The organism is Corynebacterium sp. H128 (assembly GCF_037482625.1).
In the GTDB taxonomy this organism is placed as follows: Bacteria; Actinomycetota; Actinomycetes; order Mycobacteriales; family Mycobacteriaceae; genus Corynebacterium.
Window position 1 is genome coordinate 1 of sequence record NZ_JBBHKW010000012.1, and the last position, 23,863, is coordinate 23,863.

At 57.7% G+C, this 23,863-nt stretch carries 24 protein-coding genes, 1 tRNA gene and 1 pseudogene; 14 read left to right on the forward strand and 12 right to left on the reverse strand.

Translation table 11 applies throughout. The features are described from left to right. Together WG915_RS10290 and WG915_RS10295 are read left to right on the forward strand one after the other, a co-directional pair. A pseudogene (locus WG915_RS10290) lies at positions 1–120 on the forward strand (IS30 family transposase); the annotation flags it as partial. Between the two features lie 109 nt (positions 121–229). Further along, positions 230–400 (forward strand): DUF4236 domain-containing protein, encoded by a 171-nt coding sequence (locus WG915_RS10295; protein ID WP_339565296.1) that lies wholly within the window; start codon positions 230–232, stop codon positions 398–400. Here WG915_RS10295 and WG915_RS10300 read toward each other — a convergent pair. Then, complete coding sequence (locus tag WG915_RS10300; protein ID WP_339565297.1) at positions 379–1,245, reverse strand: A/G-specific adenine glycosylase; 867 nt, start codon at positions 1,243–1,245, stop codon at positions 379–381. The two genes, WG915_RS10295 and WG915_RS10300, sit on opposite strands and share 22 nt — an antisense overlap. A 56-nt stretch (positions 1,246–1,301) precedes the next feature. On the opposite strand from WG915_RS10300, the gene WG915_RS10305 reads away from it, so the two are divergent. Together WG915_RS10305 and WG915_RS10310 are read left to right on the forward strand one after the other, a co-directional pair. Then, positions 1,302–1,919 carry a carbonic anhydrase gene (locus tag WG915_RS10305; RefSeq protein ID WP_339565298.1) on the forward strand — a complete coding sequence of 206 codons (618 nt, stop codon included), beginning with the start codon at positions 1,302–1,304 and terminating at the stop codon, positions 1,917–1,919. A gap of 58 nt (positions 1,920–1,977) precedes the next feature. Further along, positions 1,978–2,640, forward strand: a complete 663-nt coding sequence (locus WG915_RS10310; RefSeq protein ID WP_339565299.1) for a hypothetical protein — start codon at positions 1,978–1,980, stop codon at positions 2,638–2,640. A gap of 39 nt (positions 2,641–2,679) precedes the next feature. Here the strand turns inward: WG915_RS10310 and disA are convergent, their stop codons facing one another. From disA to WG915_RS10325, 3 genes are all read right to left on the reverse strand, one after another. After that, positions 2,680–3,747 (reverse strand): DNA integrity scanning diadenylate cyclase DisA, encoded by a 1,068-nt coding sequence (disA, locus tag WG915_RS10315; RefSeq protein ID WP_339565300.1) that lies wholly within the window; start codon positions 3,745–3,747, stop codon positions 2,680–2,682. Between the two features lie 6 nt (positions 3,748–3,753). Then, positions 3,754–5,115 carry a DNA repair protein RadA gene (radA, locus tag WG915_RS10320; RefSeq protein ID WP_339565301.1) on the reverse strand — a complete coding sequence of 454 codons (1,362 nt, stop codon included), beginning with the start codon at positions 5,113–5,115 and terminating at the stop codon, positions 3,754–3,756. A 106-nt stretch (positions 5,116–5,221) separates the two neighbouring features. After that, on the reverse strand, positions 5,222–5,770 hold the full coding sequence (locus tag WG915_RS10325) for a hypothetical protein (RefSeq protein WP_339565302.1): 549 nt from the start codon (positions 5,768–5,770) through the stop codon (positions 5,222–5,224). 229 nt (positions 5,771–5,999) lie between these two features. On the opposite strand from WG915_RS10325, the gene WG915_RS10330 reads away from it, so the two are divergent. The 7 genes from WG915_RS10330 (at position 6,000) to WG915_RS10360 (ending at position 13,335) form a co-directional block, all read left to right on the forward strand. Next, positions 6,000–6,581 carry a CarD family transcriptional regulator gene (locus WG915_RS10330; protein ID WP_339565303.1) on the forward strand — a complete coding sequence of 194 codons (582 nt, stop codon included), beginning with the start codon at positions 6,000–6,002 and terminating at the stop codon, positions 6,579–6,581. A 16-nt stretch (positions 6,582–6,597) separates the two neighbouring features. Further along, positions 6,598–7,329 (forward strand): 2-C-methyl-D-erythritol 4-phosphate cytidylyltransferase, encoded by a 732-nt coding sequence (ispD, locus tag WG915_RS10335; protein WP_339565304.1) that lies wholly within the window; start codon positions 6,598–6,600, stop codon positions 7,327–7,329. Continuing rightward, the gene (gene ispF / locus WG915_RS10340; protein ID WP_339565305.1) at positions 7,322–7,801 is read left to right on the forward strand and encodes a 2-C-methyl-D-erythritol 2,4-cyclodiphosphate synthase; all 480 of its coding nucleotides are present in this window, start codon (positions 7,322–7,324) and stop codon (positions 7,799–7,801) included. The genes ispD and ispF overlap by 8 nt, the downstream gene beginning before the upstream one ends. Positions 7,802–7,811: 10 nt before the next feature. After that, positions 7,812–9,164 carry a cysteine--tRNA ligase gene (cysS, locus tag WG915_RS10345; RefSeq protein WP_339565306.1) on the forward strand — a complete coding sequence of 451 codons (1,353 nt, stop codon included), beginning with the start codon at positions 7,812–7,814 and terminating at the stop codon, positions 9,162–9,164. 10 nt (positions 9,165–9,174) lie between these two features. Then, positions 9,175–10,113: a 23S rRNA (guanosine(2251)-2'-O)-methyltransferase RlmB gene (gene rlmB / locus WG915_RS10350; protein ID WP_339565307.1), complete on the forward strand. Its 939-nt coding sequence runs from the start codon at positions 9,175–9,177 to the stop codon at positions 10,111–10,113. A 315-nt stretch (positions 10,114–10,428) separates the two neighbouring features. Further along, complete coding sequence (locus WG915_RS10355) at positions 10,429–12,474, forward strand: glucose PTS transporter subunit IIA (RefSeq protein WP_339565308.1); 2,046 nt, start codon at positions 10,429–10,431, stop codon at positions 12,472–12,474. 21 nt (positions 12,475–12,495) lie between these two features. After that, positions 12,496–13,335 carry a PRD domain-containing protein gene (locus tag WG915_RS10360; RefSeq protein ID WP_339565309.1) on the forward strand — a complete coding sequence of 280 codons (840 nt, stop codon included), beginning with the start codon at positions 12,496–12,498 and terminating at the stop codon, positions 13,333–13,335. 6 nt (positions 13,336–13,341) lie between these two features. On the opposite strand, the gene WG915_RS10365 is transcribed toward WG915_RS10360, so the two are convergent. Genes WG915_RS10365 through WG915_RS10375 form a run of 3 tightly spaced genes read right to left on the reverse strand, consistent with a single transcriptional unit; the run spans position 13,342 to position 15,900 of the window. Beyond that, complete coding sequence (locus WG915_RS10365; RefSeq protein WP_339565310.1) at positions 13,342–14,208, reverse strand: metal ABC transporter permease; 867 nt, start codon at positions 14,206–14,208, stop codon at positions 13,342–13,344. Positions 14,209–14,211: 3 nt separating this feature from the next. Continuing rightward, positions 14,212–14,913, reverse strand: coding sequence for a metal ABC transporter ATP-binding protein (locus WG915_RS10370; protein ID WP_339565311.1), 702 nt, complete (start codon positions 14,911–14,913; stop codon positions 14,212–14,214). An 18-nt stretch (positions 14,914–14,931) separates the two neighbouring features. Continuing rightward, positions 14,932–15,900: a metal ABC transporter solute-binding protein, Zn/Mn family gene (locus tag WG915_RS10375; protein WP_339565312.1), complete on the reverse strand. Its 969-nt coding sequence runs from the start codon at positions 15,898–15,900 to the stop codon at positions 14,932–14,934. Between the two features lie 80 nt (positions 15,901–15,980). Between WG915_RS10375 and WG915_RS10380 the strand changes: the two genes are divergently transcribed. After that, positions 15,981–17,045, forward strand: a complete 1,065-nt coding sequence (locus tag WG915_RS10380; protein WP_339565313.1) for a LacI family DNA-binding transcriptional regulator — start codon at positions 15,981–15,983, stop codon at positions 17,043–17,045. Here the strand turns inward: WG915_RS10380 and otsB are convergent. The 5 genes from otsB to thrE are packed head-to-tail and all read right to left on the reverse strand — an operon-like array spanning position 17,015 to position 21,458. Next, entirely contained in the window at positions 17,015–17,770 is a 756-nt protein-coding gene (otsB, locus tag WG915_RS10385; protein WP_339565314.1) for a trehalose-phosphatase, read from the reverse strand. The two genes, WG915_RS10380 and otsB, sit on opposite strands and share 31 nt — an antisense overlap. 10 nt (positions 17,771–17,780) lie before the next feature. Continuing rightward, on the reverse strand, positions 17,781–18,209 hold the full coding sequence (locus WG915_RS10390) for an META domain-containing protein (RefSeq protein WP_339565315.1): 429 nt from the start codon (positions 18,207–18,209) through the stop codon (positions 17,781–17,783). Beyond that, positions 18,206–19,630, reverse strand: coding sequence for an alpha,alpha-trehalose-phosphate synthase (UDP-forming) (locus tag WG915_RS10395; RefSeq protein ID WP_339565316.1), 1,425 nt, complete (start codon positions 19,628–19,630; stop codon positions 18,206–18,208). Before WG915_RS10395 ends, WG915_RS10390 begins: the two co-directional genes overlap by 4 nt. Positions 19,631–19,641: 11 nt before the next feature. Further along, positions 19,642–19,980, reverse strand: a complete 339-nt coding sequence (locus tag WG915_RS10400) for a hypothetical protein (RefSeq protein WP_339565317.1) — start codon at positions 19,978–19,980, stop codon at positions 19,642–19,644. Positions 19,981–20,039: 59 nt separating this feature from the next. Continuing rightward, a complete protein-coding gene (gene thrE, locus WG915_RS10405; RefSeq protein WP_339565318.1) occupies positions 20,040–21,458 on the reverse strand; it encodes a threonine/serine exporter ThrE in 1,419 nt (472 codons plus the stop codon). 132 nt (positions 21,459–21,590) lie between these two features. Here thrE and WG915_RS10410 point away from each other — a divergent pair. Both WG915_RS10410 and WG915_RS10415 read left to right on the forward strand, forming a co-directional pair. After that, positions 21,591–21,663 (forward strand) — tRNA-Thr (locus tag WG915_RS10410). 372 nt (positions 21,664–22,035) lie between these two features. Next, positions 22,036–23,775: a pyruvate dehydrogenase gene (locus WG915_RS10415; protein ID WP_339565369.1), complete on the forward strand. Its 1,740-nt coding sequence runs from the start codon at positions 22,036–22,038 to the stop codon at positions 23,773–23,775. Positions 23,776–23,863 lie beyond the last annotated feature (88 nt).

Sequence of the window (23,863 nt, forward strand, 5' to 3'; positions counted from 1 at the left end):
ACTGCCGAGCATGTCCAGTTTGTGCAAGATGAGCTCAATGACACTCCGCGAATCGTGCTGGGTGGGTGCACTCCTCGTGAGATACTGATGAAAACACTCAATGGTGCATTCACAGCTTGACACCGCCAAGGAATTACGTAGCACTTCTGAAGCGCTTTCCTGGGTTTTTCGAGTTCTTGAAGTAGTTGCCGCGGATTCGAAGGGCGGGAAACAGTTAGACTGTGGAGCTATGGGAATTCTGTTTCGCGAAAAGAAGAAGGTCGGTAAGAACAGCTGGATTAACGTTTCCGGCTCCGGCGCCTCCGCTTCTACCAAGATCGGCCCCGTCACCGTGAACAGTCGCGGTGGCGTGTGGGTGAAACTACCTGGTGGGATGACTTACCGCGGTAGGTGGAAATAACCCTGCTCATCCTGCTCGGCAAGGCCGTCTTCGACGAGGGAGAATAAGGCCCTTGAGCGCTGGTCGGCATCTGGCCATACGACGTCGATAGTCGTCATCGGCACTGGGAGGACGGCTTCTCGCAGCACTGCCATTATTAGCCCGCGCACTTGGCGGTCTGTGCCAGTGAACTTTTGGACGCGACGCTTTGCTTTAGCCAGCTCTGCTGCGGAGGGCTCAGGGCAGCCGGCTTGCTGCCAAGCGCAGAGGTCGCGCACGGGACAAATGTCGCATTTCGGGGTGGAAGTGCATATCAGAGCGCCGAGTTCCATGAGCGCCACGGAAAACTCGGGCGCATCCGTTGTTGGGAGGAGTGTAGCCACCTCAGCGAGTTCGGATTTCCGGGCAGTGCCGGGGAGGTACTGGGCGTCGATAAGCCGGCGGTACACGCGACGCACATTTGTGTCGACGACGGGCACGGACTGACCGTAGGCGAAGGCCGCAACCGCCCGGGCGGTGTAGTCCCCGATGCCAGGTAGCGCCAGCAGCTCAGGTACCGATTGGGGCACTTCGCCACGGTGCTTTTCGACGATCACCTGTGCGCACTCGAGTAGCCGTAGCGCGCGCCGCGGGTAGCCCAGCTTGCCCCAACCGCGCAATACCTCCGCAGGGGTAGCCTGTGCGAAAGCCGCGGGGGTAGGCCACCGGGAAATCCACTCTTGCCAAATCGGCTCGACGCGAGCCACTGGAGTTTGCTGACTCATCACCTCGGAAAGCAGAATTCCCCAGGCAGAGGTACGTGGATTGCGCCAGACGATTTCCCGACCATTGGCCCGGAACCACGCAATTAAGCGGTGTTGCAACATAATTTAAACACTCTAAGGACTTTCAAAATTTTCCTCAAAAGAGCACAATTATAACTATGCGTGATGTCACAGAAGTTAACCCGAAAAATATTTGGAATGCCCTAAAGAAGGGCAATGTACGATTCATGAACTTTGCGATGACGCATCAGAACTTGGATGCGACGCGTCGAGAAGAGCTGGTAACAGGGCAAAAGCCAATGGCTGCCGTTTTGGCTTGTTCTGACTCGCGGGTCCCGGTGGAACACATCTTTGACCAAGGTGCGGGCGATATTTTTGTTATCCGTACCGCCGGCGAAGTTCTGGACATGGGCGTATTTGCTTCGCTGGAATTCGCCGTCGAAGGGCTTGGGGTGAAGAACCTCATCATCATGGGGCACGAGTCTTGTGGTGCGGTGAAGGCCACTGAGGCGGCGCTGGAAGGCGGCGAAATTCCGCCGGGATTCCAGCGTGTCCTGATTGAGAAGGTTGCCCCGTCGATCCTGAACGCAAAGCGCAAGGGAATGGACACGACTGATGACTTCGAAATTGAGCACGTCCGGGAGACCGTTGAGATCGTCCTGGATCGTTGCCCAGTGATCAAGCAGGCCCTCGACGAAGGCGAGCTGGGCGTGGTCGGTGCGCGCTACCGACTCGGTGATGGTTCGGTTGAGTCCATCGTGGAGCACGGCGTCTGATAAAGACACACCCCAAGGGCTAGCAGCATTCCGGCTGCTAGCCCTTTAAGCTGGGTATGTGACCCAGAAGCAGCTACCAGAGATTATCTACATCCGACGCCGCATTGCGGCTGTCGTAGCTTTGCTGATTATCGTTGCCCTAGCAATCTGGCTGATGGTCAGTTGCGGTGGTGGCAACGAGCAGGATCCGGAGCCAACGACCTCTGCGTCCGCTTTTGATAAAACGACGTCGCCAACCGCATCTACTTCGGCATCGGCCACTGCTTCACCTTCGGCTTCTGCTACGGCAACTGCGTCGCCGTCCGCAACCCCGACTCCTGAGCCGAAGAAATCCTGCTCACTCGAGGACCTCGTGGTCACCGCTTCCGCTGACAAGCCGAACTATGGCCCGGACGAGCGTCCGAAGTTCTACCTAACGGTCAAGAATCCCACCGCAGCGGATTGTAAGATTGACCTGCGTAAAGACGGGCTCAAGTTCGAAGTTTATAATCTGGGTACCAACGAGCGACTCTGGGCTGATACGGATTGCAACCCGAGCGAAGACACCTCCGAGCGTACTTTCCCGGCTGGGGAAGAACGGCACTACGAGGCGGTCTGGTCTCGCACTACGTCGGCCCCCAACCAGTGCGATGCGCGCCAGCCGGCCCCTGCAGGCAGCTACTTCCTCCACACTTTGGTTGGTGCGAACAATTCTGAGGCGTTCACCTTCAACCTGGGTTAGTGCTGGCTACAGCTGCCGGCTGAAAGCCAGTGGTTTTTCCTAGGCTCGCAGTCGCACCAAACCGTCGCGAATATGCCGTGCCCACAAAGCTCCCACACTTTCGACGGTGGCGATGTCCTCGACGCTTGCCTCCATCAGTTTGTTGGAGTCTCCGAATGCAAGGATCAGTTTGTCCATGAGGAAGGGCTGTACGCGCGGCACACGGCCCAAGATTCGATAGCCACGTGGGACGATCCACTGGTGGAGGGCTTCCTCTGCAGTGGGGAAGCCGAGAATTCGGGCAATGTGCGAGGACTTGACGATGTCCTGGTCACTGAGCTGCTCTAACTCTTCGAGTGCCGTTTTCACGTCTGCGTCGCTAGGCACTCCGGCGGTGACCAAATAGTCCCGCAGGATGAGCTCGCGGTCTTTTTCATTGTCGCCGAAGAGTTCTTCCAACTGGACCGCCAGTTGCTTGCCGTCGGTGCCGAGCTCGATGACATCGCGATCGATGGTCTCCGCTGCTCTGCGCAGCATGTCCAGCCGCTGGATAACGGTGATGACGTCGGAAAGCGAGGCATAGTTATGTAGTTCGGCCACAAAGAGGCGCTCGTTGACTTGGTCGAGACGCGTGCGGTACCGCTCCATGGTGGCGATAGCCTGATTCGCGCGGGAAAGAATGTCCGAGGATCCTTCGAGGATGTGGCGCTTTTTATCCACGTACACGGTGATGATGTTCATGGACTGGCTGACGGATATCACCGGGTATCCGGTCTGCAAGGCGGTGCGTTCAGCAGAGCGGTGTCTGGTGCCGGACTCTTCGGTCGGGAACATTGGGTCTGGCATGAGCTGCACATTCGCGCGTCGAATGCGGGATCCATCGGTAGACAACACCACGGCACCGTCCATCTTGCACAGTTCCCGCAGACGGGTAGGGGCAAACGGGACATCGATTTCGAAGCCCCCGTCGCTGATCGCTTCCACGTGTTCGTCATAACCCAGCACAATCAGGGCTCCGGTACGTCCACGGAGAATGCGCTCCAATCCGTCTCGCAAGCCCGTGCCGGGAGCTAGGCGTTCGAGGGTGTCGCGGAGCGAATATGGTGTTGTGGTGGCGAACTCGGTCATGAGATCCTACTTTACTTGCGCGATTGCAGAGGCGATGTCGATAGCGTACGTGATGTGCATGCCCGGAATTTTCATCCGCTCGCCATCTGGCACGATAGCGCGGGTATAGCCGAGCCGCGCCGCCTCTTGGAGCCGGCGACGCACATTTGGCACGCGACGGATTTCACCAGCTAATCCTACTTCGCCGATGACAACGAGCTTCGGTGGCAGTGGGCGTTGTGACATAGCAGAAACCGTAGCGAGGGCGACCGCCAGATCAGAGGCCGGTTCCCCGATACGCATCCCGCCGACTGTTGCCACATAGGCATCTCTATCTGCAGTCTTGATGCCGGCCCGAGCCGCCAGCACCGCCAGCACCATAGGTACCCGTGTGGCATCGAGTCCAGTAACCGCTCGGCGGGGGTTCTTCGCGGAGGTTTCCACCAAGAGTGTCTGCACCTCTGCGAGGATAGGGCGGACGCCGTCCATAGCAACCATTACTGCGGTGCCGTCTGGTGTGGACTCGCGATGAGAGAGGAACAACCCCGAGGGGTCGGAGACCTCATGAATGCCGTCGGATTGCTGCTCAAAACACCCGACCTCATCCGTAGCGCCGAATCGGTTCTTAATGCCTCGCAACATCCGTAAGGAGGAGTGTCGGTCTCCCTCGAAGTTTAGGACCACGTCCACTAAGTGCTCGAGCGTGCGCGGGCCGGCTACGTTGCCGTCTTTGGTTACATGTCCTACCAACAGCACCGCTATGCCAGTTGTTTTGGCAAGCGAAGTCAGGGCTGCAGTGACAGCCTTAGATTGGGCGACTCCGCCTGCTACGCCTTCTACCCCCTGTGCATTCATCGTCTGTACGGAATCAACGATCAGAAGGGAAGGCTTGAGTTGTTCGACGTGCCCGAACACTACGTCTAGATTGGATTCGGCAGCCAGGTAAAGGGTGTCTATCAAAGCACCCGTCCGCTCTGCACGAAGACGGACCTGCCCAGCCGATTCTTCTGCGGTCACGTAGAGCGCGGTGCGACCTTGCTTGGCCCATTGTGCCGCCACTTCCAGCAACAAGGTGGACTTGCCTACGCCAGGTTCGCCCGCGAGGAGGACAACGGAACCTGGGACAATTCCTTGGCCCAGCACCCTGTCTAACTCGCCGATTCCCGTAGTCTTCGACGTGCTGTCGCTCGGGCTAATGTCCTTGATGGAGACAGCAGGTGAAGCCGGGGTGAGGGCGGTATTTGGGGAAAAGCTAGCAGTGCTAGAGGCAACACGCCTGCTCAGTTCTAGAGTTCCCCATGCGCCGCATTCAGGGCAGCGTCCGAGCCATTTTGGGCTGGAGTAACCACACTCGCTGCAGGTGTGAATGCTTCTTTCCTTTTTTGCCATGTCTGAAGATACTAGCCTATGGCCAGGACAATGCTAGAACAGTTGTTCTAAAATGGTGTTAAAGAAAACGAGCCAAGGAATCTTGGCTCGCATCTCCAGATAACGCCTAGTGGGCGTGGGTAGGCTCTACCCGGTTATCGGCACCCTCTTCGTGGTGGTTGGCGGCGATGGTCGCTTTCATCTCAACCTTGCCGGAATCGAACTCGAAGGTTACCGGCTTCTGGCCGCCGACCGCGAAGCCGTCGTTGGCCAACGTGGTGGTCAGGTAAGTGATGCAAGCATCTTCACTCTTTTTGATCTTCTCAATATTGGTCGCGGAGTCGGCGACTGCGCTGCAGTTGCGCTCGAGCTTAGGGCTCTCGGAGAGATGAACGTCCTTGCCATCAACTTTCACGGACTTCAGCTCGTGAGGCTTCATGGTGGTGTCCTGGTTGATCACTGTGAACTTCAGGGCAGCGGAGTTGTCCTCGCTGACGATGACGGTTACGTCACGAAGCGCCACGGACTTATCCTCGGTGGTTGCGCTTGCGCCGTCCACTGCTGCGACCTGGTCCGAGGTCTGGGAAATCTGGCCGGCGCTGCATGCGGAAAGCATGGCGACAGTTACGCCTGCTACGGCAAGGAGTGCGCCACGGCGGGCAGTCTTCAGGATCATCACTTGGTTTTGTCCTCCATCTGAGGCTTTTGGGCAAGACATTTGTCGAGTAGTCAGTCTAGCCGGGCTTTTCTCAGAACACCTAGTTGTTAGGCAGTCCCTTGACAGTTTTCTTTCCTTTTCACGCAAAATCACACCTGTATTGGGTGGGATTGGCTATGCAAAGGCGCAGGTAATTGGCGTGGTAGAATGATCGCCGTTGTTGCAATTACACCTGTCAGGAGTGGGTATGGAATTCAAGGTCGGGGACACTGTCGTTTATCCGCACCACGGGGCTGCGCAAATTGAGGCGATCGAGCAACGTGAACTTGGCGGACAAATGATGGAGTATCTGGTGCTCCAGATTCGTCAGTCTGACCTCGTGGTACGCGTGCCCGCTAAAAATGCTGAACTCGTTGGCGTTCGCGATGTAGTCGGTGAAGACGGCCTGCAAAAGGTGTTCTCCGTGCTTCGTGAAACCGACGTGGAGGAAGCTGGCAACTGGTCTCGACGCTACAAGGCTAACCAGGAGCGATTGGCTTCCGGCGACGTGAATAAGGTTGCAGAAGTCGTTCGTGATTTGTGGCGACGCGATCAGGATCGTGGGCTTTCCGCAGGTGAAAAGCGGATGCTTGTGAAGGCGCGGCAGGTTTTGGTTGGCGAGCTCGCCTTGGCGGAGACCGTCGACGAAGCGAAGGCTGACGATATTCTTGCGCAGATGGATGCCGCCGTCGAGAGGCACCGCGTAAGTGCTTCCGTACCGGAGACGCCGGCACTTGAGGAAGATGAAGACATCAACCTCGATGACCTCAACTTCGACGACGAAGACTAGTAAGTCCGGTCCCGCCATGGCTCGTCGTGTAACCGCCCTGATCGCCGCCGCGGGCAAGGGGACTCGACTCGGTGCCCCCGTCCCGAAGGCATTCGTTTCTCTCCGGGGAAAGACTCTGCTGGAACGTAGCATCCAAGCGATGATCCACTCGGCAGTTGTCGATGACATCATCGTCCTAGTTAGCCCGGACATGGAAGAATACTGTCGCACGCTGCTCAGCAAACGCGGGCTATTTGAGGCGGAAGTACCCATCCGCATCGTGCATGGCGGCGGCGAGCGGGCGGACAGTATTTGGTGTGGACTGCAGGCGCTTGACGACGCCGGTGTGGTCCTCATTCACGACGCCGCGCGCGCCCTAACCCCTCCCGGCATGATCGCCCGGGTTGCCCGGGAAGTCTTGGCCGGAAAGAACGCAGTGATTCCGGTGGTTGCGGTGGCAGATACGATCAAAAAGGTGGTCGAAGGTGCTGTCATCGACACGCCTGATCGCTCCTTGCTTCGGGCCGTCCAAACGCCTCAGGGATTTGACCTTTCTACCCTCAAGCGTGTGAACACGGAGTTCTTCGGCGGGGAACAGGACTTTGTGCCTACCGACGATGCCAGCCTGATGGAATGGGCGGGGGAGCCGGTGCATACCGTGCAGGGCGACCCGATGGCGTTTAAAGTGACCACGCCAATGGATATGGTCCTTGCCCAAGTGATTACCGATGATGCCGAACCAACGATCTTTGAGGTGCCCAGTGACTAACCTGATTCCACGCGTCGGTATCGCTACCGATGCCCACCAAATTGAAGCCGGAAAACCTTGTTGGATCGCATGCCTGCTGTTTGAAGACCAGGATGGATGCGAAGGCCATTCCGACGGCGATGTGGTGGCCCATGCCGTGGTGGATGCGCTGCTCTCAGCTTCGGGGCTGGGGGATTTAGGCAGCTTTGTTGGCGTCGGTCGCAAAGAATATGACGGCGTTTCCGGTGCGCAATTGTTGCGAGAAGTACGGGAGCTGTTGTCCGACAAGGGCTTTGTTATTGGAAACGCAGCCGTACAGCTGGTCGGCCAAACTCCGAAGATAGGGCCGCGCAGGGTGGAAGCAGAACAGGTGATGTCTGAGCTGATCGGTGCTCCCGTTTCTGTGTCCGCTACAACTACCGATCACATGGGCTTTACCGGCCGCGGTGAAGGTCGGGCAGCAGTGGCCACCGCCGTGGTGTGGAACGGCTAGACTAAAACGCGTGACTCTACGCATTTTTGACACCAACACCAGAACTCTCCGCGACTTCGTTCCTGTAAGAGAAGGGCACGCCTCGGTTTACTTGTGTGGTGCCACAGTGCAGTCAATCCCGCACATCGGGCACGTTCGCTCCGGTGTAGCCTTTGACGTCTTGCGTAACTGGCTGGAGGCGAAGGGCCTCGATGTCGCTTTCGTGCGGAACGTGACGGACATCGATGACAAGATTTTGCGAAAAGCCGAAGAGAACGGTCGCCCCTGGTGGGAGTGGGCAGCCACCCACGAACGTCACTTCCAGTGGGCGTACGATCAGCTCGGCGTAACACCACCCAGCATCGAACCACGTGCTACCGGCCACGTGACAGAGATGGTGGAGTACATGCAGCGCATCATCGATAACGGTCACGGCTATGCCTCCGACGGCAATGTCTACGCCACCCCAACCACCATCGATGGCTATGGGCAGCTCTCCGGTCAAAAGCTCGAGGAAATGGATCAGGGCGAATCGGCAGGCACCGGAAAGCGTGATCCGCGCGACTTCACCATGTGGAAGGCAGCTAAACCCGGGGAACCTGCATGGCCCACCCCATGGGGACGAGGACGCCCAGGATGGCACATCGAGTGCACCGCTATGGCGACTAAGTACCTGGGGGGCACTTTTGATATTCACTGCGGTGGGCTCGATCTGCAATTCCCACATCACGAGAATGAGATCGCCCAGGCGCATGCCGCCGGCGATGGCTTTGCTAACTACTGGATGCACAACGGCTGGGTCACCATGTCGGGTGAGAAGATGTCTAAGTCCCTCGGTAACGTGCTGTCGGTGCCGAACATCTTGGAGATCGTGCGGCCAGTGGAGCTGCGATACTACCTCGGGTCTGCGCACTACCGCAGCATGCTGGAGTATTCCGAGGAAGCGCTGAAGGAAGCCGCCGCAGGCTACCGCCGGATTGAGTCCTTCCTCGAGCGCCTCGGCCCGGTAGAAAAGACCACGTGGACTCCAGCTTTCGCAGCAGCAATGGACGACGATATCTCCGTGCCGAAAGCATTGGCAGAGATCCACAACACCGTCCGGGCGGCCAACTCTACGAAGGATAAAGCGGAGCAGATTAGGCTTGGCGGCCAAGTGCGTGCGATGATGGCGGTTCTTGGGGTTGACCCGCAGTCGGAAAAATGGGCGTCGAAACGCGATGGCGACCATGCACTTTCTGTGCTCGTCGAAGCCGAGCTGGCGCGACGCACTCAAGCTCGTGCTGAAAAGGACTGGCAGGCTGCGGACGAGGTGCGAGATCGTCTCGTCGAAGCCGGCATCGAGGTCACCGATACCCCCGACGGCCCGCAGTGGTCGCTAGTTTAAGGAATACATCATGGCTGGAAATGATCAGCGACGCGGCGCCGTCCGCAAGACCAACAAAAAGGGCGCAGTGAAGGGCTCAGGCGGCCAGATTCGCCGCGGTCTGAAAGGTAAAGGCCCGACGCCAAAGGCCGAGGACCGCGAATACCACGCTAAGTACCGCGCCAAGAAAACTGCGGAGCGCCGCAACCAAGGCCGGCACGAGAAGGAACAAGATGAGTTCGTCGTCGGCCGTAACCCGGTCGTCGAGTGCCTGCATGCCAAGGTTCCTGCTATCGCACTGTATGTGGCAGAAGGCACCGCTAACGACGACCGTCTGTCCGAAGCCGTATTGATTGCGCACAACCGAGGCATTCCGGTTATTGAAAAGGCGCGCTATGAGATGGATCGCCTGACCGGCAATGCCATGCACCAGGGAATTGGCCTGGTAGTGGAACCGTACAAGTACAAGGACGTGGAAGATCTACTGCAGTCCGTCCGCGATTCCGGTGAACCGGGCATGCTGGTGGTACTGGACAACATCACCGACCCTCGTAACCTCGGTGCGGTGATCCGCAGCGTTGCTGCTTTCGGTGGACACGGAGTGATCATTCCGGAGCGCCGTAGTGCCTCCGTCACTGCAGTGACCTGGCGAACTTCAGCTGGTACCGCGGCGCGCCTGCCAGTGGCTCGTGAAGTCAACCTTGTGCGAACCCTCAAGCGCCTGCAGCAGGCCGGTTACCAGGTTGTCGGTCTTGATGCTGGTGGCGACCACACCTTGGATACCTATGATGGCACTGATCCAGTAGTCATCGTGGTCGGCTCCGAGGGTAAAGGAATCTCCCGACTTGTGGGCGAAACCTGCGACACTATCATGTCTATCCCGATGTCAGGCTGGGTGGAATCCCTCAACGCCTCCGTGGCTGCGGGCGTGGTGCTCAGTGAGTTTGCGCGCCAGCGACGCCTGAAGTAACGCGGCAGGAACGGGTCGGTCTTTCGGTCGGCCCGTCTTTTTTGCTCTCGCAGGCAGTGGTGCCCGGCTGTTTTTGTAGCTGCGACTTTTGCCACATGGATATGGCTTTGTCGTTCCACATTCGTGTAGTAAAATTTTGGTTATTCCAACCAACAGGGTTGTTACTCACGAATTTCGGTGAGGCAAGACCTGGGACATGAGATACTGAGCGGTTTTCCGTTCGGTGTTTGATGTCCCAGGTCTTTTGTCATTTCTGCTGATCTTCGAAGGACAGCCCCGCGTTTACGCAAGTTCAATCTAAAAGGAGATCTGAACGTGTCATCACAACGAGAGCAAACCGCGCAAGCGATTCTCGACGCCATCGGTGGTGCCGAGAACATCGCTTCGTTTTCTCACTGTGCAACCCGCTTGCGCTTCGAGCTTAACGACGCATCAATGGCTGACAAGAAGGCTTTAGATGCGATTCCAAAGGTAATGGGAGCAGTACCTCAGGGTGGCAACCACTACCAAGTGGTAATCGGTGGCGACGTAGCCACCGTGTACGACGACATGAACTCCCTCCCGGCCATGAAGGGTGCCGGTTCGCGAGTGAAGTCTGATGCTGACGTCAAGGCTGAAGCACGCGCAAAGACCAAGGGCAAGCTTCCGTGGATGGATGCTTTCTTCGAGTACCTGTCCGATTCCTTCCGCCCAATTCTCGGCGTGCTGCTCGGTGCCTCCCTCATCATTGCATTCACTGCAGTTCTCGACGCACTGGAGATCGTCGATTTCCGTGCCACTGACAAGGCAATCAGTTGGATCTTCGTCGACGCTATGTGGCGCTCTGTTTTCTACTTCCTCCCAGTAATGGTTGCCTACAATGCTGGCAAGAAGCTGCGCATCGATCCATGGGTAACGGGCTCCATCATGTTCGCTCTGCTCACCCCAGAATTCCTCTCCCTGGCTGAGAACGCAGCCACCACCTGCGTGACCAACGACGCTCTGGGCACTGAAACCTGCAAGGCCACCATCTTCGGCCTGCCGATGCTGCTGCAGGGCTACGGCGGAAACGTATTCGTACCGCTGATCATGGCTGCGATTGCTGCGCTGTGTTACAAGTTCTTCCAGAAGATTATTCCTTCCGCAGTCCACATGGTCTTCGTGCCATTCCTGACCCTGGTGGTCATGATCCCACTCACCGCATTCCTCATCGGCCCATTTGGTGTCTGGCTCGGCAACGAAATTGGCATCGGCCTGTCCTGGATGAACTCCAATGCACCGTTCGTTTTCGCCATCCTGATCCCAATGCTGTACCCATTCCTCGTCCCACTGGGTCTGCACTGGCCACTCAACGCTCTGATGCTGGTGAACATTCAGACCCTCGGCTACGACTTCATCCAAGGCCCAATGGGTGCCTGGAACTTTGCTTGCTTCGGTGCTACTGCTGCCGTGCTCGTCCTTTCCCTCAAAGACCACGATCCGGAAATGCGCCAGACTTCGGCTTCCGCACTGGCTGCCGGCCTCCTTGGCGGCATCTCCGAGCCATCTCTGTACGGTATCCACCTCCGCTTCAAGCGCATCTACCCACGCATGCTCGTTGGTTGTTTCACCGGTGGTCTGACCATCGCCATCCTTGGTATGGCATCCGATGGTGTCAAGACCGGGGCATTCGTCTTCACCTCGCTGCTGACCATTCCAGTGTTTAGCCCAATGCTCACCTACGTCATCGCGATCGCAGTGGCCTTCTTCACCGCGTTCATCCTGATCCTTATCACGGACTACCGCACTCCTGAAGAAAAGGCAGAGGCTTTGGCCCGAGCCGCTGCAGCTCGCGACGCTGATGGTGAAAGCGAGCAGTTTGGTGAGGAAGCTCCAGTAGCAGCAGCTACCGCTGCAGGCGCCGCAGGCGGAGTCGCAACCCTGACCAAGACCCGCACCCTGGCCGCTCCAGTAGCTGGCGACATGGTCGCTGTAGCCGAAGTTTCTGATGCAGTGTTTGCCTCCGGCGCACTAGGTGAGGGCGTTGGTATCAAGCCAGCCGAATCAACCGTGGTATCTCCAATCGAAGGAACCGTAGTAACCGCCATGAAGACGGGGCATGCCTATGGCCTCAAGACCGAAGATGGCGTGGAAGTACTCGTCCACATCGGTATCGACACCGTAAAAATGAAGGGTGAAGGCTTCAAGCAGCTGGTACAAAAGGGTGATCGCGTCACCGTCGGACAGCCGCTCGCTGAGGTCGACTTCACGGCCGTCGATAAGGCTGGCTATGACCCAACCGTCATCATGACCGTCACCAACACCAAAAAGCTCGGTGCTGTGCAGCCCGCAGCCGCTGGCAAGGTGGCCGCTGGTGACACGGTAGTCACAGTGGAAAGCTAGTCAGTTAGTAGACTGCACAGTATGCAGATTCTGCGAATCTTTAACAACAACGTCGTCCTCGCCGCAACGGCCGAGGGCGGCGAAGTTGTTGTTACTGGGCGCGGCGTTGGTTTCCAAACCAAGCGCGGTGACGAAGTGGATGAGGAAAAGATCGCAAAGGTCTTTTATCCTGCAGACGGTAGGGATCCGGATCATCTCGGGGAGATGCTGTCCTTCATCCCCGCCGAGCACATCAAAATCGTGATCGAAGCGATGGTGGACGCGGGTTTCAACATGGACCTGCAAGACAAGCTCACCCTGGTCATCGCCCTTGCTGACCACGTCAGCGGTGCAATCAGCCGCGCAATGGGAGGCCAGCAACTGGCCTACCCACTGCAGGCCGAAGTGCAACAGCTCTACGCCGAGGAGTACGCACTAGCCCGACAGCTCGTGGCTGCAATTAACTCGCGGTTGCGCGTGGAAATCTCCCAGCAAGAAGCCGTGGCATTCACGATGCACATTGTGAATGCCAGCTTTACCAGCGGAGATCTGTCTTATACCTACAAGATGACCGGTTTGATCGAGCAGATGATCGAGGTCATTTCTCAAGACCCGAACAAGTCCTACGACGCCGAGCTGGACCAGATCAGCATCGCTCGCTTCATCACCCACCTGCGATACCTCTTTGTGCGCATTGCGCAGCACAAACAGCTTTCGGGCGAACCTTCGGCTGTCGCTGAAGCTGTGGCGCAGTCCTACCCGGATGCGAAGGACCGCGCCGAACAGCTCGCCGAACTCGTCGAACTGCGAATGGGTGAGGCCCTGACAGAGGACGAAGTGTCCTACCTAGCGTTGCATGTGGCCAGGCTCTGGCGGAAGTAGTTGCTGCTAGTCTGTGTGCGCGTGGCCGCAGCAATGCGCGTTGCGATTTTCCCGCGCCACCACGACCTTGCCGCGTCGCCAGCCGATTAGTCGGCAGATGAGGTAGATGGCGAAGGAGATCGTGGTTACAAAGACGCTCACGGGAAGTCCAGGGGCTAGGGACAGGAGTAGGCCACCTACCGCCGCGACTTCCGCGAACAGGATGGACCACGCTACGGCTGTGATTGGGCTTGAGGTAATCTGCACTGCCGCTGCGCCCGGAGTGATGAGCAACGCCATGACGAGCAAGGCGCCGACGATCTGAACTGACTGCGCGGTGGTCAGGCCCACGAGCACCGCAAACAGGATAGCTATCAAGCGGACGTTGATTCCGGCGGCGGCTGCCATGGCAGGGTCTGCGGAGGCAAACAGCAGCGGACGCCACAGCAAAGCGACTGCTCCGACAACCACTGCGACAATCACGGCCAGCAGTCCCAGTGAAGCCCCAGAGACGCCGACGATTTGCCCAGTTAACAGGGAAAAGGCCGTCGAGGACTTTCCGGGGTAGAGGTGGATAAACAGCACCGATAGGCCCATGCCAAAGCTCATCACTACGCCGACGGCACTGTCTTGCTGGCTCATTCCCAGCAGCGCCAGGATAATCGCTGCAACTATGGAACCTACTACGGCGCCCAGTCCCACGTTGAGGCCAAGAAGTAGTGCGGCGGAGGCACCCATCAACGCGAGCTCAGAAGTGCCGTGCACCGAAAAACTCATTTGACGCAGCACAATGAGTGGGGCCATAACTCCAGAAACAATGCCGAGCAGCGCGGCCGCCATTAGCGCGGTGCGGACGAAGTCTACGTCCAGTAGATACAGGGTTTGTTCAAGCACGGATTACACCACAATCATTCGGCCGTTGACATGCACCACATCGATGTGGGTGCGGTACAACTCGGACAGGACTTCGGAGCGCATGACCTCGCTGACATCGCCGAGCGTGTGACCGTAGGGGCCGATGTAGAGGACGCGATCCACCACGTTCAGGATGGGGTTGATGCCATGGGTGACAAAGACGACGGAGGTGCCGTGTGTGCGGCGACGGGCGTCGAGTTGCGCGACGGTGCGCTGTTGGACTCCGGGATCCAGGGAGAGCAGCGGCTCGTCGCATAGCAAGAGTTCCGGGTCGCGGGCATAGGCCTGGGCTTGACGCACGAGTTGCTGCTGACCGCCGGAGAGCTTGCCGACACGCCGGTCAGCCAGCTCCGCGGCGCCAACTTGGTGGAGCAGGTCGAGCACAGTGCTTTTCGACGGCCGTCGCCCGGCGAACACCCCGTGGGCTAGCGACAGAGAAACTAAGTCCTTGGCGCGCAGCGGCAGGTCCATTGGGAACATGCGTTGTTGCGGGATGAAACCGATCTTGGACGTGGCCGCAACGCTGCCGCGGCTGAGCTCGCGGGTCCCCAGAATTGTGTGGAGCATGGTGGATTTTCCGGCACCATTGGGACCTAGAACCGCGATGAATTCGCCGGGGCCGACCTCGAGGTTGAGGTTTTCCCAGAGCGGATCCACCGCGGCTTCAGTAAATTTCAAGAGCACGTTTTGAGAATATCCTAATTAGTGGTCATGTCCGATATTGCTGGCTGCTGATTCAAAGCTTTGCAGCGTGCGGTCGAAGAAGTCGAAGAAGTTGATGCCAGTGGCGGGGGTTTCCGCGACATCGATGATAGGGATGTGCTTGGCTTCGGCCGCCTCGCGAATCCGGGTCGAGTAAGGCGTTTGAGTCTGCGGGGAATCTATCAACAGTTCCACTTCGCCCGCGTCGATGAGTTGGAGCAATTCGTTGAGATCTGCGGCAGTTGGCTCAGATTCGCTTAGGGTAGTGGCCCGATATCCGGCAGGGGTCACATCCTTCATATGTGAGTGCGCGATGATGTGATCGGCGATTGGGTGGGTTTGGGCGATGCGGGCCTGGGGGAGTGCATGGATGCGCTGATCTAATGCTGCGATCGTCTGTTCGGCGCGCGCGGCATCTACCTGGATCTGGGGGTCGATTTTTCTGATGGCATCAGCAGTATCGGTTGCAACCTGGGATAGCGCTCCCGGGTTGTACCAGACGTGTTCGTTTTCTTCCGCACCGGCCGCGCCGCCTGCATGATCATGCCCGGCATGATCGTGTTCGGCATGGGGATCCTCGGCCTCATGGGCATGGTTATGGCCCTCGGTGAGCTCTAACGCGTGGATGACTTTGTCTTGGTCAACCGACTGGTAGAGCCAGGAGTCATAGCCGCCGCCACCTGCGATGATGAGATCGGCTTTCTCGGCGCGGGCCATGTCCATGGCAGAGGGTTCGAAGGAGTGTGGGTCGGCATCGTTGCCAGTGACGATTGCTGTGATCTCAACGCGCTCATCGTCCGTGATGCTATCGACGACGTCGGCCCAGATCTGTGTCGAGGCGACGATGTTGACTTTAGCGTCGGTTTCCGCTGGTCCTGCGTTGGAGCAGGAGGTTAAGCCTGCGCATCCTACGAGGAAAGCGAACGTTAGGGAGATGGGGCGACGATTGCTAGTGAAATCAATTTTCATATAACTCAGGAAACCCTTATTGAATAAGTTTGTCAAATGCACGGGGGTGGGTGGGGAAGATGAAGTGATAAGCTGCTGACATGGCGAAACGCACAAATGGCCGTGGGACGCTCGCCTCCTTAGCGGCCGAACTAGGGGTGTCTCGGACAACCGTCTCTAACGCTTACAATAGGCCCGACCAGCTCTCACCAGAGCTGCGGGACCGCATCATGTCCACTGCTGATCGTCTAGGTTACCCCGGTCCAGACCCAACGGCGCGTTCGCTGCGGACTCGGCGTACTGGAAATATCGGTGTGTTATTTACTGACCACCTGTCTTATGCCTTTGAAGACCTAGCGTCGGTTGACTTCTTGGCGGGAATGGCTGAAGCCTCCTCGGGGGCGCATACTTCAGTAACACTCATTCCTGCTGGCCCTAGTGAGGACATCAACCCGCAGGCACTGGTTGGGCAAACCGTGGTCGATGGTTTCGTGGTGTACTCTGTTTCGGCCGGAGACCCCTATCTGGCAGCGGCTGTCGCCCGCCGCGTGCCGGTAGTGGTGGTAGACCAGCCGACACACACTGATCTCCCCTTCGTCGGCATCGATGACTTTCTCGCTATCAGACCCGCGGCCACCGCTTTGCTCGAGGCTGGGCATCGGAAGATCGGTATTTTGTGCATTCGCCTGGATAGGGAGCGAAACGATGGTCCAGTCTCGCCAGAGCGATTGACAGCTGCAAGCTTGCATGTGCAGCGTTCCCGTGTGCAAGGGGCGCTGGCAGTGTTCGCAGAGGCCGGGATTGACCCGCGTTCGGTCCCTATCGTGGAGCGGCACATCAATGACCGCGAAAACAATATCGATGCCGCGCGCGAACTGATCGAGTCCAATCCAGATATCACCGCAGTACTGTGTACCACCGATTCTATGGCGCTCGGCGTGATGGATTACCAGCCCGGAATGTCCGTCACCGGTTTTGACGGCATCGCTACCGCACAGGCTCGGAACCTCACGACAGTTGTTCAGCCGAACAAACTCAAGGGGGCAACCGCGCGGCAGATGTTGTCGCTGCTTATCGACGCCCACATCAGCGACACCCCAATCGAGCCGCCACGCACGATCCTGCCCACCAGCTTCTACGCTGGTAGCACCGTCGCCCGCATCTGATGCAGCTCGGTTAATAGCTCCTCTACCGCTTGGAGATCGGGCACACGAATATGAGCCTGCGTCTCCCCGTCTCCCACCCGGACCCCGAGATCGCTTGGCTCGAGGGCGCGCATGCCGTTTTCGTCGGTGACATCATCGCCGAGGAACACCACGGCATCGGCTTCGAAGTCCTTGCGAGCCTGCGCGATCCAGGTACCCTTCGTCACTTCTAAGACAGAAAACTCTTCAATGCACTTACCTGGGGTGTGGTGAATCCCCTCGAAGGCACAGGCCCGTGCCGCCGCCACCAGTGGCCCCTGGGAGGCCTGGTCAACAGCGCGATAGTGCAGTACGCGGTGGAAGGGTTTGTGCTCTACGAAGGCCCCCGGCACGCCGTCGACAATCGCGGCAAGTTCAAGCGTGAAATCATCGAGGCGTTTTTGCTGCTCCGGGGTGAGGACGATACCGTCCGCACCATGGCTGCCTACCAGCGTGATTCCCCTCGTATCGCCAGCGACGTTTTCTAGTCCTTCGCGGTGACGACCAGACAAGATGACGGATGTGGTTGCTGGCAGAGCCCCTAGCTGTTGGAGCGCGGTGATTGAGCGTCGATTGACGGGGACTCGGTAGGCATCTGGGGCGAAGCCAGCCAAGGTGCCATCGAAATCTGAGACCACTAGCAACCGCGGGGCCGAAGCAACTCGAGAGAGGGCAGTGGTGATGTCTTGAGGCGAGGCGAAATCCATACACACCAATCTAGCGCGAGACCAGCAGACGCACCCCTTGGCGATCCACGTCACCCGGCTTGGAAAGCAGCAAATTATCCTTCTCCCGCTTGGCCTCGAACTCGCCGTCGAGTAGCGTCACCAGCTCATCATGGAAGTAGCGCTGCGTCCCGTCACAGGTAACATCCTGGAAATTCATGTCCCTAAAGGTCATCTTCTCTGGCTCTTCAGCGGAAGGCTCAAAGTGAACCCGTCCTTGGAATGAACCGCAGCCGGTGTATCCAGTAACCGTAGAGGAACCGAAGGCCATCTTTGCTTGTCCAGGTAGCTCAGACGGCATATTCGGATTGGAATACACGTTGACGATCTGCCACGTGGTGTCCCTAAACGATGCTTCGTTGGCACACGCAGTAGGCAGCAAGGCCACAACCCCAAGTAGAGCGCATAGCCGTTTTTTCATCGATGCACCTCCAGCGAGTTCAGGAAACTCTGGGCCCACAGATCCACATCGTGCTCCATCACCTGTGCGTGCAGACGTCGCATGCGTGCTTCGCATTCCTCCGGGTTGTGCTTCAGATCGGTATAGGCGGCCAGTAGTTGGCGCTTAATGGACTCAATGTCATGCGGATTGGTGAGATAAGCATCGCCGAGTTCGATGGCCGCCCCTGCGAACTCGCTCAGTACCAGGGCACCATCGTCTTCATGGCAAGCCACAAACTCCTTGGCCACCAAATTCATACCGTCCTTAAACGGTGTGACCAGCATGATGTCTGCGGCAGCGTAGTAACCCATGAGGATGTCTTTGGATACGCTTCGATGCACATAATGAACCACGGGCGCGCCCACTTCGCCGTAGAGGCCGTTGATCCGCCCGACTGCGGCTTCGACCTCGGTGCGCGTCTTTTGGTAATGCTCGATGCGCTCACGAGATGGCGTAGCGATTTGGACAAACACCACTTCGTGCGGCTCGATAGCGCCGCTAGCAAGTAGCTCTTCGAAGGCGAGCAAGCGCTGCAAAATGCCCTTGGTGTAGTCCAGGCGATCCACGCCCAAGATCAAGGTGCGATCGCCCAACTTTTCCCGCAAGTCTGAGGGCGACTTGGCAAGCTCAGCCACCCCCTGCGAGTCGATCGAGATGGGGTAGGCAGCCACACCTACCGAGCGCCCGTCAGGTGCCGTCACCGTTGCAGTGACGGTGCGTATCGACGGCGTTCCAGACGTCTCCAGAACATCAGGCTGGCCAATATGAGAACCAGCCGCGCCGGATACCTGCTGCGCGAGGGAGAGGAAGTTCTTTGCATTTTCTACGCTGTGGAACCCAATGAGATCCGCGCCTAGCAGCCCGCGCATAAGCTCTTCCCGCCACGGCAACTGCCGGAAAAGCTCCGCTCCCGGGAAAGGAATGTGGAGGAAGAAACCGACCTTCAGATCGGGGCGAATCTGGCGCAGGATTCCGGGGACCAGCTGCAGCTGATAATCCTGTACCCACACGGTGGCATTTTGATCTGCTACAGAGGAGACCGCCTGAGCAAACTTGAGGTTTACCTCGCGGTAAGTTTCCCACCAAGCCCGGTGAAAGACCGGGGGGACGATGAGATCGTGATACAGCGGCCACAGCGTGGCGTTGGAAAACCCCTCATAGAATTGTTCGTAGTCAGCCGCAGTGAGTGGGACTGGATGCAGCAGAATGCCGTCCTCGGTGCGAAAGGGCCGCGGGGCTTCATCGGGCACACCAGGCCAACCGACCCAGCATCCTTGGTGCTTCTTCAACACTGGGCTTAGGGCAGTGACGAGGCCCCCGGGGCTTGGCTGCCAGTTTCCCGCAGCATCCAGGTCAACTGGGAGGCGGTTGGCTACGACAACGAAGCTATTCCCACTCATGGTTCCTCAAGCTACGCCTTCTTTGTAGTCTTCTTGGTTGCTTTCTTAGTGGTCTTTTTGGTCGCCTTGGTGGCTGCCTTTTTAGTAGTCTTCTTTGTTGCCTTAGTAGCGGCCTTCTTGCGGGTGCGCTTGGCGGCTTTCTTCGGCGCAGCATCCTCGAACTCGGCGGCGACCTTGCGATGGATTAGGCCTTCCGGCTCAACACCCAACATGCAGGAAAGGGTGACAGCATCCAGAAAGTCGGTCGAATACGTGGCAACGATTCGACGGGCAGCTACTGCAGTTTCCTCTTCGAGGGCGAGCATAGACTCGTTGGCTGCGGCACGGGTGTCGGTGACCTTGGGTGGCAAGGATCCTCCTGGGAGTTAAAGCAGACTGGACACGTAGGTACACCATCTTACGCCACGACCTATTTCGCGGGTGGTGCAGCCTTGTGGAAGAAGCGACGACGACTGATGAAGGAACGGTATGGGTTGAACTTTGGCGGTCGACGCAGTTTGCGGGCAATCCACTCACCCAGGACCACGCCTGCACCCAACGAGGTGGCGATGGCCAACGCCAGCGCCATGTTGGCAAAGCCCACTAGGAGCTGCTCATTCAAAATCGCGTACATACCGCGATAGATGGAAAGACCAGGCAACAGTGGGGTAATGCCGGATACTGAAACGATCAGTGGCGGGATCAAATAGCGGCGGGCCAACAGGCCACCGGCTAAGCCGATGATGGTTGCCGATATGCCGATACCAACCACCGGCCCCACACCGTAGGGAATGAGCACCAAGTAATACACCCCTGAGCCCGCCAAAGCGGTGAGCCCGGCGATCCACATGGTCTTCCATTCCACGTAGCAAGCCACTGCAAAGGCGGCGGACGCAATTGCACCTGAGAACACCTTTGCAGTATCAGAAGCGAAGTTGGGGGCTGGCAGGGTCTGAATCGGGGGCAGGCTGATTCCTAGCGCTGCTGAGACCTGGATGCCGATGGCCACCCCAGCGACAATGGCGCCGGTCATCAACATTGTTTCAAAAAAGCGCGCACTCGCTGTCACGGGAGCACCAGTAATGCCGTCCTGAATGGCCTGCACCAAGGTTAAACCTGCCAGCAAGACCACCAGTCCGGAAGCAATGATCTGACTTGGGGTCAGCTCGACGCCATGCTGGCTTGCCCAGACGTAGGCTCCGGCGGCCGGCAAAGTGGCCACAAAACCGCCATAGATATTTTGGAAGAACGGTGGCACCAGTTTTGTATCCATCCACCACGTGCCAGCCATGATCACAGCTGCACTGAGAGAAGAGATAGCGGCGACGAGGAAACCACCCCCAAGTAGCACCGCAACTGCAGCGGCCATAATTGACCATCCAAAGAGGAAGCGAGCGAACTGGGCGCTGGGCTTCTTGGCGATGATGTCATCAAGGATTGTTTCGGCAACATCAGGGGAGGTAGCGCCAGCTTGGATAGAACGAATGAGACGGTCTACTTCCGAAAGCTGACCGAAGTTCGTGCCCAAGCGGTTGGCCACCCGAAACACGCTCACGGGGGTCTTATAGGTGCCCATGTGTGTGAACAAAGTGATGGTGTTCATCGTGATGTCCACGTGGGCGTAGTGCAGACCGTACGCAGAAGTCACTGCCCTGATCTGGGCCTTGGTGTCGTTATTGCCAGTGCCGGAAGACAACAAGATGTCGCCGACGCGGGCGGCAATATGCATGACGCCCGCAACTTGACCAGGATCTGTGAGATCAATCGGTGCGAGAGGCGAAGGTGGGGGTGCGGCTTTCGCCGCGTCAATGGTGGCGATTCGGCCTCTGCCTAACCACTTCTCCAGCATCCCGCTCACCCTTTCCAGTCAGTTAGCAGTCAGACAACGAACATTACCGATTTGAGAGTGGGGCTGCATCTCTCTTTCTTGGATTAGAAATCAGCTTTCGGGTAGCATGACTTTTCGTGTCCAAAGACACGTGCTGGAGTGGCGCAATCGGTAGCGCAACGCACTTGTAATGCGTAGGTTGCGAGTTCAAGTCTCGTCTCCAGCTCAACTGATGCAGGCAGGGAGCTTTTCTCTCGGCCTGCATTTTGTATTAGCAGGTCAGGACAGGCTGTGGCGCTCGAATTTCTCCAGGCCTCGCTAGCCCGGTCGCCGTCCGCCTAGATTCGGAGTCAGCGAAGAGATGCTCGGACGCGCCTCAAAACCGTAGCGGGTAGCGTAGCCAAACCTCGATTCTATGAAGTGACATCATTATCCGGGCCTTGATGTGTTTTGAGGCGAGAGAAATAACGAATGATCAAAGGTGTTGCTGCAGCTCAAGGGTAGCTAATTCTTCATTTTTAGTGCTTGCGCTGTGGCGAAGTGTTCTGCGAGCTATCACACTGGTGGGCACAACTAGTGCTAACAGGAGATGAGTGAATTGGCTAAGACTTTTGCAGAACAGATCGTCGAAGCGCTAGAAGGCTACGGCGTGGAAAGAATATTCGGGTTGGTTGGCGATAGCCTGAATCCGATTTCGGATGCGGTCCGCAACTCTTCGATTGAGTGGGTGCATGTGCGCAATGAGGAGGCAGCAGCCTTTGCTGCCGGCGCAGAATCCTTGGTGACCGGCAAACTGGCGGTGTGCGCCGCCTCCTGCGGCCCCGGCAATACCCACCTGATTCAGGGGCTATATGATGCGCACCGTAACGGTGCCAAGGTGCTTGCCCTCGCCAGCCACATTCCGAGTCCGCAGATTGGCTCGCATTTCTTCCAAGAAACCCATCCCGAGCAGGTGTTCGCCGAGTGTTCCGGCTACTGCGAAATGGTGAATTCTCCGAGCCAGGGTGCGCGCATTTTGCATCATGCGGTGCAGTCGACCATGGGCGGAAACGGAGTCTCGGTTCTCGTGTTGCCTGGCAACATCTCGATGGAGGATGCGGGCGATGCTACGTATTTGGACTCGGCAATTGCCGTCGATAAGCCGGTGAGCTATCCGCACCCCACTCAGGCGGCCGCGCTTGTCGACGCCATCAATAAAGCAGACACGGTGGCACTGTTTTGTGGCGCGGGATGTAAGGACGCCCGTGATCAGGTGCTTGCCCTGGCTGAGAAGATCAAATCCCCGGTCGGGCATGCTTTGGGCGGGAAGATGTACATCCAGCACGACAACCCTTTTGATGTTGGTATGTCAGGCTTGCTTGGCTATGGTGCCTGCCATGACGCCACGAATGATGCTGACCTGCTGATTTTGCTCGGCACTGACTTTCCTTACTCCGAGTTCTTGCCAAAGGACAATGTCGCTCAGGTGGATATCAATGCCGCCGCGATTGGCCGGCGCACCACTGTGAAGTATCCGGTAGTGGGTGATGTCGCGGCGACGATCGAGAATATTCTCCCGCATGTAGCGGAAAAGCAGGAGAGAAAGTTCCTCGATTCCATGCTGCATGAGCATCACCGCAAATTGGAGAAAGTGGTGGAAGCCTACACCGCCAAGAACCAAACGCTCACCCCGATTCACCCCGAGCTGGTGGCTGATGTTTTGGACGAGATCGCGGCTGATGATGCTGTGTTTACCGTGGATACCGGCATGTGCAATGTGTGGGCTGCGCGCTATATCAACAACTTCTCTGGCCAGCGCGAACTGCTGGGTTCTTTCCGTCATGGCACGATGGCAAATGCCTTGCCGCAGGCTATCGGCGCGCAAGCGGCGGATCCGAAACGTCAGGTGATTTCCATGTCGGGCGATGGCGGCCTCGGGATGCTCCTCGGGGAGCTGCTCACTGTTAGTTTGCATCAGTTGCCGGTGAAGATCATTGCCTTTAATAATTCTTCGCTGGGCATGGTGAAACTCGAGATGTTGGTGCAGGGCTACCCAGAGTTTGAAACCGACCATTCGGCAGTGAACTATGCGGCTATCGCTCAAGCCGCTGGGATCACTTCCTTCCGTGTGGAAGATCCGGGTCAGCTGCGAGAAACCTTGGAGAAGGCTCTGAACCATGACGGGCCGGTGCTGGTTGATGTTGTCACGGACCCGAATGCCTTGTCCATCCCGCCGAACATCACTTTCGAGCAGATCCTTGGGTTTTCCAAGGCAGCGAGCCGAACTGTGTTTGGTGGCGGTGTCGGAAGGATGTACCAACTGGCAACCTCCAACATTAGGAATATTCCGCGGCCTTAAGGAACTTTTAAGGCCGAGTGGGTGGGGCATGAATTTAATCCGGTGTCCTGCGGGAAGCTCGGTAGGATGAGAACTCTAAAACGCAGGG

Coding starts and splice junctions, on each gene's coding strand:
- WG915_RS10295 (WP_339565296.1), top strand. CDS start 230: ATGGGAATTCTGTTTCGCGAAAAGAAGAAGGTCGGTAAGAACAGCTGG.
- WG915_RS10300 (WP_339565297.1), bottom strand. CDS start 1,245: ATGTTGCAACACCGCTTAATTGCGTGGTTCCGGGCCAATGGTCGGGAA.
- WG915_RS10305 (WP_339565298.1), top strand. CDS start 1,302: ATGCGTGATGTCACAGAAGTTAACCCGAAAAATATTTGGAATGCCCTA.
- disA (WP_339565300.1), bottom strand. CDS start 3,747: ATGACCGAGTTCGCCACCACAACACCATATTCGCTCCGCGACACCCTC.
- radA (WP_339565301.1), bottom strand. CDS start 5,115: ATGGCAAAAAAGGAAAGAAGCATTCACACCTGCAGCGAGTGTGGTTAC.
- WG915_RS10325 (WP_339565302.1), bottom strand. CDS start 5,770: ATGATCCTGAAGACTGCCCGCCGTGGCGCACTCCTTGCCGTAGCAGGC.
- WG915_RS10330 (WP_339565303.1), top strand. CDS start 6,000: ATGGAATTCAAGGTCGGGGACACTGTCGTTTATCCGCACCACGGGGCT.
- ispD (WP_339565304.1), top strand. CDS start 6,598: ATGGCTCGTCGTGTAACCGCCCTGATCGCCGCCGCGGGCAAGGGGACT.
- rlmB (WP_339565307.1), top strand. CDS start 9,175: ATGGCTGGAAATGATCAGCGACGCGGCGCCGTCCGCAAGACCAACAAA.
- WG915_RS10360 (WP_339565309.1), top strand. CDS start 12,496: ATGCAGATTCTGCGAATCTTTAACAACAACGTCGTCCTCGCCGCAACG.
- WG915_RS10375 (WP_339565312.1), bottom strand. CDS start 15,900: ATGAAAATTGATTTCACTAGCAATCGTCGCCCCATCTCCCTAACGTTC.
- WG915_RS10380 (WP_339565313.1), top strand. CDS start 15,981: ATGGCGAAACGCACAAATGGCCGTGGGACGCTCGCCTCCTTAGCGGCC.
- otsB (WP_339565314.1), bottom strand. CDS start 17,770: ATGGATTTCGCCTCGCCTCAAGACATCACCACTGCCCTCTCTCGAGTT.
- WG915_RS10390 (WP_339565315.1), bottom strand. CDS start 18,209: ATGAAAAAACGGCTATGCGCTCTACTTGGGGTTGTGGCCTTGCTGCCT.
- WG915_RS10395 (WP_339565316.1), bottom strand. CDS start 19,630: ATGAGTGGGAATAGCTTCGTTGTCGTAGCCAACCGCCTCCCAGTTGAC.
- thrE (WP_339565318.1), bottom strand. CDS start 21,458: ATGCTGGAGAAGTGGTTAGGCAGAGGCCGAATCGCCACCATTGACGCG.